General features: G+C 44.0%; 10 protein-coding genes. All 10 read right to left on the reverse strand.

Annotated elements, in window-relative coordinates; all coding sequences use genetic code 11:
• Positions 1 to 561 precede the first annotated feature (561 nt).
• The gene (gene rfbD, locus SPTER_RS20730) at positions 562 to 1,395 is read right to left on the reverse strand and encodes a dTDP-4-dehydrorhamnose reductase (RefSeq protein ID WP_144352138.1); all 834 of its coding nucleotides are present in this window, start codon (positions 1,393 to 1,395) and stop codon (positions 562 to 564) included.
• Positions 1,392 to 1,955, reverse strand: coding sequence for a dTDP-4-dehydrorhamnose 3,5-epimerase (gene rfbC / locus SPTER_RS20735; RefSeq protein ID WP_144352139.1), 564 nt, complete (start codon positions 1,953 to 1,955; stop codon positions 1,392 to 1,394). Before rfbC ends, rfbD begins: the two co-directional genes overlap by 4 nt.
• Complete coding sequence (rfbA, locus tag SPTER_RS20740; protein WP_144352140.1) at positions 1,952 to 2,836, reverse strand: glucose-1-phosphate thymidylyltransferase RfbA; 885 nt, start codon at positions 2,834 to 2,836, stop codon at positions 1,952 to 1,954. The genes rfbC and rfbA overlap by 4 nt, the downstream gene beginning before the upstream one ends.
• A complete protein-coding gene (rfbB, locus tag SPTER_RS20745; RefSeq protein WP_144352141.1) occupies positions 2,833 to 3,909 on the reverse strand; it encodes a dTDP-glucose 4,6-dehydratase in 1,077 nt (358 codons plus the stop codon). The genes rfbA and rfbB overlap by 4 nt, the downstream gene beginning before the upstream one ends.
• Before the next feature lie 56 nt (positions 3,910 to 3,965).
• Positions 3,966 to 5,126 carry a DegT/DnrJ/EryC1/StrS family aminotransferase gene (locus SPTER_RS20750; RefSeq protein WP_144352142.1) on the reverse strand — a complete coding sequence of 387 codons (1,161 nt, stop codon included), beginning with the start codon at positions 5,124 to 5,126 and terminating at the stop codon, positions 3,966 to 3,968.
• 11 nt (positions 5,127 to 5,137) lie between these two features.
• Positions 5,138 to 5,560: a sugar 3,4-ketoisomerase gene (locus SPTER_RS20755; protein ID WP_144352143.1), complete on the reverse strand. Its 423-nt coding sequence runs from the start codon at positions 5,558 to 5,560 to the stop codon at positions 5,138 to 5,140.
• Between the two features lie 289 nt (positions 5,561 to 5,849).
• Complete coding sequence (locus SPTER_RS20760; RefSeq protein WP_144352144.1) at positions 5,850 to 6,437, reverse strand: DapH/DapD/GlmU-related protein; 588 nt, start codon at positions 6,435 to 6,437, stop codon at positions 5,850 to 5,852.
• A gap of 6 nt (positions 6,438 to 6,443) precedes the next feature.
• Positions 6,444 to 7,013, reverse strand: a complete 570-nt coding sequence (locus SPTER_RS20765) for an acyltransferase (protein ID WP_144352145.1) — start codon at positions 7,011 to 7,013, stop codon at positions 6,444 to 6,446.
• Between the two features lie 34 nt (positions 7,014 to 7,047).
• Positions 7,048 to 9,339 (reverse strand): glycosyltransferase, encoded by a 2,292-nt coding sequence (locus SPTER_RS20770; RefSeq protein ID WP_144352146.1) that lies wholly within the window; start codon positions 9,337 to 9,339, stop codon positions 7,048 to 7,050.
• Positions 9,340 to 9,473: 134 nt separating this feature from the next.
• A complete protein-coding gene (locus SPTER_RS20775; protein ID WP_144352147.1) occupies positions 9,474 to 10,298 on the reverse strand; it encodes an alginate O-acetyltransferase AlgX-related protein in 825 nt (274 codons plus the stop codon).
• Positions 10,299 to 11,318 lie beyond the last annotated feature (1,020 nt).

The raw sequence follows: 11,318 nt of genomic DNA on the forward strand, positions 1-11,318 counted from the left end.
CATTAGCACCCGGCACGCCCGAGTCCTATGATGGGGGTTTTTATACTGTGTATACTCTGACACGATCAGTGACAGACCCCGAATAAAATTCATTCTGTCACCAATCGGCTATGTATACTTTATTCTTGTATTTATTATAACACCTGTGTATACAAAAATCAATCGGATTTTTTGACAGATTTTTGTTAGTCAAATTGCATTGGCCGGTGGCGTTTTTATCACGCAAATGAGCCGGTCTTGCGGGCCGGCTCATTGTAAGTAGAGGCTTCACTTCATATCGGCTAACAGCTGCAACTGTCTTCATCCCCGAAGCAGGTTAACAGCAATATTATGATGATAATCACAATACACCAACTGTTACCGCGACCATGCCCACCGTAACCACCAAAACCAAAGCCCATGTCATTCCCTCCTTCGTTTAACTACATTAATAAAGGTTAATTCAATGTAGTTTATGCAGTACCCAATCATTAAGTTACTAGACCCCTGGAGCCGAAACCACTTCGCCCTCAGCCGGCAACAAAAATGGATATCCTTTCGGCTATCCACAAAGGTAATTTTTTATTTTTTTATATAATCCTGGAGTCCCTCTTGCCAGGAACGGAAATAATCGCCCCCGGCCAGCTCCAGCATATAGTTGCGCAATACGGAATAAGCGGGCCTGGCTGCCGGCAAAGCCAACTCCGCCGTACTGATAGGCCTTATGTCTACGCTCTGGCCGGTAAGCCTCACAATCTCCCTGGCGAATTCATGCCAGGTGCATTGTCCTTTGTTGGACATATGATACGTACCATAGTCCCAAGTATGCACCAGGGTCATAATGCCCTGGGCCAGGTCCAGAGAATTGGTCGGTGATCCGATTTGATCATTAACAATGGTAAGAAACTCACGTTCCTTAGCAAGTTTTAAAATAGTATGGATAAAATTATGGCCCAGCCCATAAAGCCAGGAAGTCCTGACAATATAAAGCCGGGGGCAAATCCTGGCAGCAATTTTTTCCCCTTCCAGCTTGCTCCGGCCGTAAATATTTAGAGGATTCGGCTGGTCAAACTCGGTATAAGGGTGGCTGCTTTTTCCATCAAATACGTAATCAGTACTAATATATATCAATTTGCTGCTATAATGCAGACAAGCTGCGGCTATGTTCCGCGTACCAGTCACATTAACCTTAAATGCGGCGTCAGCCTGAGACTCGGCCGCGTCAACAGCGGTGAATGCACCGGCATGAATCACAGCATCCGGGCGAATTTGATTAAAGATAGTGCGAATCTGCTGGGTATCTGTAACATTTAATTCCCTGGAGCTAAAAGAGAAAAGCTGTACATCGGCGATATTTGTCAGCTCACTAAAAGCCCGCCCTAATTGGCCTGTTCCACCGGTAATTAACATTTTCATCCGTCTATCCTCAGTATTGGCAAACGCGCCAAAGGTATGGCTTTTAGTTCAGGGTACTGCTTATCTTTGACCGATAAAGCCGGTTCAGCCACTGGCCAGGTTATAGCCAACTCTGAATCATTCCAGCAAATACCGCCCTCATGTTGAGGGTAATAGAAGTCCGTGCATTTATAACTCAATAATGCCGTCTGGCTCACTACGCAAAAACCGTGGGCAAAGCCTTCAGGAATAAACAATTGCTTTCTATTGTCTGCAGTTAAGGTGATACCGACCCATTGGCCGAACGTCGGTGAGCCATTTCTGATATCTACGGCCACGTCAAACACTTCTCCCTGCAAAACCTGCACTAGTTTTCCCTGGGGATTCGGCTGTTGAAAATGGAGCCCGCGCAGAATGCCTTGTGACGATAAGGATAAATTATCCTGCACAAACGTTGCGGCAATACCTAGTTCCGCATAGCGGGAGGCATTCCAGGTCTCCATAAAGAAACCCCGGTTATCTTCAAAAATATCAGGCTCAATGACCCTTACCTCCGGCAATACCGTTGCATAGCATTTCATGATAGCGCGTCCCCCTGCGCTACATTCAGTAAGTACCGCCCATAGCCGTTATTGTTATACATTTTGGCGATGTTAAGGATTTGCTCGGCTGAAATATAACCCCTACGATAGGCAATCTCTTCCGGGCAGGCAATTTTTAATCCTTGCCTTTGCTCAATTGTTTCAATAAAATTGGCTGCTTGCAGCAGCATATTATGAGTCCCAGTATCAAGCCAGGCAAACCCCCGCCCCAGGCGTTCTACCTTAAGTTGCCCTTTAGTGAGATACAGCTTGTTGATGTCGGTAATCTCCAGTTCGCCCCTGGCACTGGGTTTAAGGCTCAGGGCCATATCGACTACCTGCTCGTCATAAAAGTACAAACCGGTTATCGCATAATTTGATTTAGGTTTTACAGGTTTTTCTTCAATGCCAATCGCTTCGCCCGCCTTGTTAAATTCAACTACGCCATATTGTTCGGGATTACTAACCCGGTAGCCAAAAACAGTAGCCCCGATATTTTTGCTGGCGGCATTTTGGAGTTTGCCCCCCAGGCCATCGCCATAATAGATGTTATCCCCAAGCACTAAGGCACAGCCGTCACTGCCAATAAAACTCTGCCCGACAATAAAAGCCTGAGCAATACCCCCGGGATACGGCTGGACTGCATAACTGATATTTATGCCCCATTGTGTACCGTCTTTCAGTAGTTGCTGGTACAAGGGCAGGTCCAGCGGTGTCGATATAACCAGTATTTCTTTTATACCTGACAGCATTAGTGTGGACAGTGGATAGTATATCATCGGCTTATCATATACCGGCATAAGCTGCTTGCTTACTACTTGAGTCAGGGGATACAGCCGGGTACCTGTACCGCCTGCCAGGATAATGCCTTTTTTAATCATCCCTCACACCCCTGACCGTTAATAAGCCCCAGACGCTCACCACGATAACTGCCTGTTGTAATTGCTTCACACCACTTCAGATTAGCTAAATACCACCCAACTGTCTTGGCGAGTCCGGTGGCAAAAGATTCCCGTGGAGCCCACCCGAGCTCAGTCTGCAGTTTAGAAGCATCAATGGCATAGCGCTGGTCATGACCGGGGCGGTCTTTAACAAAAGTTATGAGTTCACAGAAATCGTCCCTGTTCCCGCCAGGTTTCATTGTGTTCAGCAAATGGCAAATTGCCTGAGCTACCTGCAGATTAGTCTGCTCGTTATTACCACCGACATTATAGACTTCACCAGGGCGTCCACAGGTCAGCACTTTCAGTATGGCACTGCAATGATCCTGTACATAGAGCCAATCCCTGATATTGCTGCCATCACCATAAACAGGCAGCGGCTGGCCTGCGAGTGCCGTAAGGATGATTAAAGGAATAAGTTTTTCAGGGAATTGATACGGTCCGTAATTATTTGAGCAATTGGTTATCAAAACAGGCAGACCATAGGTATGAAAGTAAGCCCGCACCAGATGATCCGACGCAGCCTTTGAAGCCGAATAGGGCGAATTAGGTGCATACCTGGTTGCTTCAGTAAAATATCCTTCCGCCCCTAATGAGCCGTAAACTTCATCAGTGGATATATGGAGAAAACGAAACGATGTTTTCTTGTCCGGATCCAGATTAGACCAGTAATCACGCACACACTCCAGCAATTCAAAGGTCCCGACGATATTTGTCTGGATAAATGTTCGCGGACCGTTAATCGACCGGTCCACATGGGATTCGGCAGCAAGGTGGACAACCCCGTCCGGCCGGTATTGCTCAAGCAATTGCCGCAACAAGGTCCGGTCCTCAATAGATCCTTTAACAAAAGTATGGCGTGGCTGATGGTGCAGTGATTTCAAATTGGTCAGATTACCCGCATAAGTCAGTTTATCAAGATTGATAATGTGGCAGCCGGTATTTTCCATAATATAATGAACAAAATTACTGCCAATGAAACCAGCCCCGCCTGTAACAAGCAATGTCTGCAATAAAGTCACCTCCAGTTACTTCTGAGTTGTAGAATAAAGGATAAAGGGTTGCTGATTTATATATTTTTACCATCGGGATAAAGTGTTCCGGTATATGTACCAGGCAATGGCTCGTTAACTTTACCATAATTATTGACGGTTTGAATTACGGTACTAGCCATATTAATCTTTTGGTGAGGGCCGATAGGCAGACTTAATACCTCGTTAGCCAATAGTTCAGTTAACGGAAAATTGCCTGCTTTAAAGCCCAGGTCATGGTAAGCCCCTGACAAATGTGGCGGTATCGGGTAGTGGATTAATGTTTCAATCTCTTTGTCCTTTAGGTACCGCTGCAGCTCATCTCTACTCCTGCTTCTGATAACAAACTGATGCCAGACAGGTTCTGCCCATTCGGGAACATACGGCACTGACAGATTTTCGCCGTTTAGTTTCTGCAGGTATATCTCCGCCAGACTCCGTCTGCGGCGGTTCCATTCATCCAAATGCTTTAACTTTACCCGTAAGAATGCGGCCTGCAGCTCATCCAAACGTGAGTTAAACCCCTGAACCTCGTTACTATATTTAATCTTTGAGCCATAATTTCTTAATGACCGTATTTTTGCCGCCACCACATCGTCATTTGTTGTTACAGCCCCGGCATCACCGAAGGCACCGAGATTTTTACCCGGGTAGAAGCTAAATCCGGCCGCGTCCCCCAGGTTGCCGGTATGCCGGCCTTTATAAACCGCCCCCTGAGCCTGAGCAGCATCCTCCAGTACCTTTAGGTGATACTGTCTTGCTATACTATTGATGGCATCCATATCTGCCGGCTGGCCATAAAGATGCACAGCAATGATCGCCTTTGTATTCTGATTGATGGCTGCAGCTATTTTACCTGAATCCAGGTTGTACGTCTCCGGTTCCGGTTCTACAGGTACCGGCCGGGCCCCGGCATAAGTAACTGCCAGCCAGGTAGCAATATAAGTATTGGCCGGAACAATAACCTCATCACCGGTTCCAATCCCCCAGGCCCGCAGTACCAGGTGCAGTGCTTCCAGGCCGTTGCCTACACCAATACAATGTTTTACACCACAGTAACGCGCAAATTCGTCTTCAAAATGCCTGAGTTCATCACCCATTATATACCAGCCAGACTCCATGACACGGTGGTAAGCCACATCACATTCTGACTGGAGTTCCCGGTAAGTAGCCTTTAAATCTAAAAATGGAATATGCATATGCTCCCCCTTTAGCTGGCGGAAGTTGGGTCCTGAACGGCTTTAACAAACCCATCATAATCGCGAAAATAATCCGTTTCATCATAAAAATCAGAAGCCAGTACCATGCAGACAGACGCTGATGAAAAATTATCCAGTTCCCGCCATATCATCCCGGGGATATACAGGCCCTGATAGCTGCGGTTTAGATGTATTTTCGCTTTCCGGAAACCATCATCAACACTAACGTCAAAACTCCCCGACATAGCAACAATTACCTGCTCCAGCTTCATATTTGCATGGCCGGCGCGGGTTGCCCCGCCGGGAACATCATACAAATAAAATATTCTTTTAAACTCAAAGGGAATATGACGTCCGGTTTCAATGACACTGAGATTTCCCCGCGGATCATGGATTTTAGGTAATTCGATCAGCCTGATCTTCTCCACACCCATACACTAAATCCCTCCTAAGCAATCTATCTCATATCGCCGGCTGCCACTGTAGGTTCCCATATAATTACTAATCAGCGGCACTCATACTGCAGAGTGTCCAAAATAGAACCTGATTGACTTTTACCAGTCTCAACTTCTATCATAATATGCAGCAAGCAGGTAAAATTGACAGCGATCCGCAAAATTTAGCTGCCTGACTCCGACTTTCTGAAAAAAATAAAGCCCGCCAAGTTGTTATGAGTGTGCTCTCCTAAACAATCTGACGAAGCTTTATATTCCTGTTTGCATACTAATCAATGCTTATTTCCCTGACAACCTTGCAGGGATTCCCGGCAGCGACAACGTTAGCCGGAATATTATCCACTACGACACTTCCTAATCCGATCACTGAATTATCGCCAATAGACACACCTTTTAAGATCGAAGCATTGGACCCAATCCAACAATTCCTGCCAATACTGATTTGTCCAAATTTCCCTTTATTGCCTCTGCGGGCGTGCGGTTGAACACCATGGGCATCAAAGTCCATAATAGAAACATTAATGCCGATAAGCGTATCGTCGCCGATTATGATTTTATCAAGACAAATAGCTGTAAAATTATTATTAATCGTAACATTATTGCCGATTTCAATAAGCGCATTCTCGCTTCTTGTATCAAAATGGGAATTTCCACTCCAGTAGTGGGGTGACGGCCACACACCCAGCTTTACATTCTGCCCGCAGGCCACTCTACCCGCCCCGGTAAAAATGCAGGGATGAATAATATAGGGTTCCCCGCTGACGGCGCCGGTGCTCAGCAGGCTGTATAACCAGATTCTGGCCTGCAGGTATAAACATCCGGCTTTGCTAATATTGGCAACGTTTTTAAAGTCCATTTTGCTTCACTCCTGCCCCTCTGTATTTTCTTCAATAAAATTATTGCCATTTAACAGATACGCCTTATTGCATCTGCTGCATGTCAGTGCAGCATCTAATTTCTGACCGCAGTTACATATATAGGCCTTGAATATTGCCGGGTTGCCATACCACAAGGTGTTGTTGGGTATATGTTTAGTAACAACTGATCCGGCACCAACCATCGCATATCTGCCAATGGTATTGCCGGCAACAATCGTAACATTAGCACCAATTGTTGACCCTTCTTCGAGAAGTGTTTTTTCAAAGTGCAGCGGGTATTGCTTGGTACGAGGCCGTATATCATTGGTAAATGTCACATTGGGTCCTAAGAAGACATTGTCTTTGATCCTGACTCCATCCCAGATATACACACCGCATTTTACAGTAACATTATCGCCAATAAATACATCATTCTCAATAAATACATAAGCACAGATATTGCAGTTTCTGCCAATGACTGCTTTAGGCAATACATGGACGAATTCCCATATCCTTGTACCATCACCAATATTTTCAGAATCTACTATCGCCTGTTTGTGTTTAAAGAAAGGCATAAGCCAACCTCCTTAAACTTCTCAGTAGGCCTCTTTAGCCAAAACTGGAATAACATAACCCGCTCCGGTGTTGAAAATAGGCCCAAATAACATCACTGCTGGTAACAGGTTGCTCTTGCTCTTCCAACATTTTACCAGGTTTATGGCTGGCCGGCAGGCATGAATACAAGGTACTCAGATGCGCAGGCCAACCCAGATAATGTTTTTCAAGTATTGTATTTTTCAAATAATTACCTTGGTGGCTGCGGAAATCGGCATCACTTATTAATCTGTCGATTGCTGCAAAAAGATCGCTATAGCTGGTAAACAGCGTCTCGACAGTCCCAGGCATCACATCTGCGCTAAGGGTTGCAACATTAACGGCTAAACCAACCGCCGGAATACCTAAGACACCGGCTTCAAGTACTGCCGTCATTGACCCCATCGGCATTGAAACCAAATATATATCTGCCGCGCTGTGAAATAAATTCAGATCATGCTGAATGCCAAACGCTCTGATCCGCCCATTGCTCTCACGCTTGAGCCCGGCCCACTCACCGGCGTCGGCAGGTCCTATCACTAAAACCTCAACATTCTCGTGCAGCCTGATGATTTCACGGAGCAAACTGATAAAATTGTAATCACCACAAGGAACCAGCTTATAGGGAGTGGCGATTGTTAGAAAAACGATCTTATCTGAGCTTATACCCAGTGTTTGTTTTGCTAACTGCTTATCCTGCAGTGCCGGTGGCAGTTTAAGCGGTATGGGCAGCATAACGGATGCGGGCGAGTTTCTCCGGGTCATACTTAAAAGCTGGCCGGCAGCTCTAAGCTCCACCACCAGGTCGGCAATGCTCATCCCGATCGTAAAGGCATGGTCGGCGTGATTGAGAAACAATACCGGCGGACCGCCGTCATCACCAAAAGCAATCGGTGCAATGGGGTCATGGGGATGAATATGCAGAACAACCAAATCAGCCCAGGCCGCCGCTATATCACGCAGCATTTTTGCCCGCTGGCACAAATTAAGATTTGTGGTGTCGAGAGCATTGTACCAACCACCGGATTGCATAGCAGCTTCTATCAACCAGGGTGGATTAGTGGCGCTGTTCAGCGTACCGACCACGGAATGAACCGCTGTCTGATCCATAGTAATCCAACGCTCAACTAATCTGGTATGACCGCCGGAATGGTAACCTTGGCTCAATACATGCAAAACATTTCTCTTTTCAGTAGTTCTGGGTGGAAATGCTATAATTGGCGCAATTACACTGTCCTTTAATTTTTGCGCGACTTTGCGCAAAACTAATTCTGCCCGGGGTGAACTAAAAAAACCTGGATGCAAATGATGCGCAGCATCGGCAGCCTGCTTTACCAAGCTCACAGCGTTTTCAAGATTTCCGGTTAGCACCGAAAACTCAGCACGTTCAATTAATGCGTAAAATTTCCTTTTTGCATTTTCTATCCATTGTTTATAAAAGCTGACTTCATGCTCATAAGTAAACCATTTTTTGATCATTACATCTTGCGGCGGCTCATAAGGGGCGACAGCATGCGGCGGCAAACCCCATTTTTCGATAAACTTTTGTTTGTTGGTCTCCAACAGGCTATTATATTGAATAGCCTGTTCGCCAAAAGAAATACTGCCAAAATGATGAATAAAGGTATCCCAGCATAAGATCAGGCGATAGCCGGCATTTCTGATGCGCAAGCAATAATCGTCATCTTCATAATTGCCAGGCGAAAAAGCTTCTTCCAGTAAACCGATTTTATTGATTATTTCAGTCTTAATTAGCATGCAGTAACCAACAAGGCGGGTTCTGGGCTCCCAGAGATCCGGATTAGAATTGTTTCTCTGCCTTGCAAAATCGAGCATTTCGGCAATACTGGAATATTCACAGGGGGTGCTTTGAAAATTGGAACAGGAATTGGTTACTGCCCCGACAGCCCCTATGTCCTCGGCGCTAAACAAACATCTTCTCAGGTTAACTAGCCAGTAAGGTGTTACAATCGTGTCATTGTTTAATAGAAGTACACTATCCCCGCAGGCAGCCTTAATACCTTGATTGCAGCCTGCGGGAAAACCAATGTTTTCATTATTGGCAATTAACTTTAAATCAGGCTGGGCTTGCAGCCACTCGACCGTTCCATCTGTTGAGTGATTATCGATCACAATGATTTCATACGAACCTGGTTCTGTATAATCTCTAATGCTTTCAATGCACAATTTATTGTAGTCCAGTTTATTGTACGTTAAGATAACGATACTTGTTAACGGCTGAATAATTTCATTTTTGCCAGCTTCGTTATTTACGTTAACTGGGCCACTCTCGCCTAAGCTGTTCACTCAAATGCCTCCTCTAATTCCGTTCAGCCTGCTTCCGGGTTCCCGCCTGCCGGCCAATATAACATTTTTCATGTTTGCCCGAATATGATCCCCTTGCCTGTTTGCAAGGTCCAATATATATATGCTGACCCTCCTCAAAAATCAACTGGCGGCTGTATTAAAAAACGTTCCACCATTTCTGAAATGACAATATCAGGCTTAATTTGAGTAAGCAGCTCATAATCCAGACAGGGTGTATGGCATAAATATATTTTACTAAAGCTTTCCATAAGAAATGGTAATAAAAACTCGATAAATGAATCGTGAAAAACTACTGCCGTCGGTAAGCTGGTATTTTTGTTTAAGGTAATCTGTATTTTGCCGGAGTTAATTAGTTGATTATCATAGATTATCTGGGCCCGCGGCTGCTTCACCTTGCCCCAGGAAAAAATTGAGGTTCTGGGAGGAGTAAGTTTGTTGCCTAAATCCTGAGATGTTTCCTCGTGTACGAAGCTTATGTCGCCCCAAGCCAGAATTGGTATATTAAAGTCTTTTCTAATAATATTCATTAGATATTCATAGGCAATAAAACCGCCGATACCATTCCAATGCGTGTTCCCGGTGGGATACAGTTGATATTCGGTTTTATAAAGTTTTAGAATGTCAACCGGAAAATATAACGGTAAATTATTTAGGTTGCAGGCATTTATTAGCTGATAAACCAATCTGGTCTCATCCATTATATAATCATCAGGTAAATGTTCCGGATAGATACTCTCTTTATTAGGCGCAATCAGAAAATAATAGTTAATTCCTCTGTTTTTGAGAATAGCAAATCTGGCTTCTAAGGTCCGCAGCCATCTTCTAAGTTCAAATTCTGTTAATTTTAAAGTGCCGTTATTTTGTTCGACAACACGATTTGTATCATTCTGTAAAAAAAGCCAGTTATCTTTTCCAATTAACACTTTTATATCACTCATTACAATGCTCCTTATATCCGAACTAACTTCAAACGTGAACCGTTGCTGCCAAACACCAAACAACGAGGCTGGCCATTAGCAGTTTTTTCATCTATAGTATTCTATGTTCAACCTTATTGATATGGTTATACTGCACCACAATAGAGCGGGCTGTTGATCATAGACACTTGGCGGAAAAACAGTTATATGAGCAATCAGCTTTTAGCAAGCCGGTAATTGAAACATTTGTTCCTGTACGACAATAATAACCTTCTGCATCAGCCTCTAATTCACTTATTAATGCTATTTTATGCCCTAATTAAAATTAGTTGCCAAAAAAATTCCGCTCGCTATCAACTTATATCTTACAAAATTTGAAGTTCAAATATAGTATTAAAAACCATAAAGCAAGGCTTCGCATAGTATAATTACGAAGCCTTTTAATCCATATAAATGACGCTGAACGCTGGAAATGTGGTTGCCTTCCGGACTACGGGTATAAGCCAGTTAAATTAATAATTAGTCCCAGTATCGACTCGCAGTTGATCTAGTTAAGGAAGCTCACATACCTCCAAAGTGAAATGATCCCCGTCCTATGGACGGGGATCATTTACATAATAGCAAATATAAATCACATTGAATATATTATTAAGTATACCAATATATTCCTTCTATTTTGCAAGACATGTACTTCTCACGCAGAGCTAGATGATAATAATTTACCAGAATTTTTTAGTAGCAAGACTTTGTATGAAAGGGGGAACAGGAAATTTATTTAAATACAGAATTAGGGTATCCACAGTGTCAAAATGGACTAATAATTCAGTAGGTTTTATGCTACTTACTTGAAATGTTTAACATTAATTAATTGTATAATTGAAAACCATATCCACCCAGAAGATTACCCAATGCTGCTTCCACGATAAAATTAAGGAGGGAAAACATTCTGAGTGCAATAAGTCTTCAGCTACAAAAATTTGGAGCTGGCCAAATTCCATTAAATGGCAATGTTGTTTTTGATACTATATACAACGACTTTGG

Origin of the sequence: Sporomusa termitida (assembly GCF_007641255.1) — a bacterium.
GTDB classification, from domain to species: domain Bacteria; phylum Bacillota; class Negativicutes; order Sporomusales; family Sporomusaceae; genus Sporomusa; species Sporomusa termitida.